The sequence below is a fragment of the Streptomyces sp. SID14478 genome, from assembly GCF_010548525.1.
In the GTDB taxonomy this organism is placed as follows: Bacteria; Actinomycetota; Actinomycetes; order Streptomycetales; family Streptomycetaceae; genus Streptomyces.
Window position 1 is genome coordinate 1 of sequence record NZ_JAAGMG010000943.1, and the last position, 231, is coordinate 231.

Genomic DNA, 231 nt, shown 5'->3' on the forward strand with positions numbered 1-231 from the left:
ACGCCGCACGGGTCGCCGCGCTCGCCCCGGGCGGGCTGTTCGCCGCGGAGCATGCCCGGCTCGTGCGGGCGACGGATACTGTCGCGGGCGGCGCCGCATGACCGCTACGACCGCCGAAACGGCTCCGCCCTGGTGTGCCGACCCCTACGCGGACGCCCTGCGCAGGGAAAGCGGCCCGCTGTTCCTGCGCCGCGCGGACGGCTGGCTGCTGCCGCTGGACGTGGAGCGCTG

At 77.1% G+C, this 231-nt stretch carries 1 pseudogene; it reads left to right on the top strand.

Features of this window, described 5'->3' with window-relative positions:
• Window positions 1-97: 97 nt before the first annotated feature.
• Window positions 98-231, top strand: a pseudogene (locus G3I40_RS47475) (SAM-dependent methyltransferase); the annotation flags it as partial.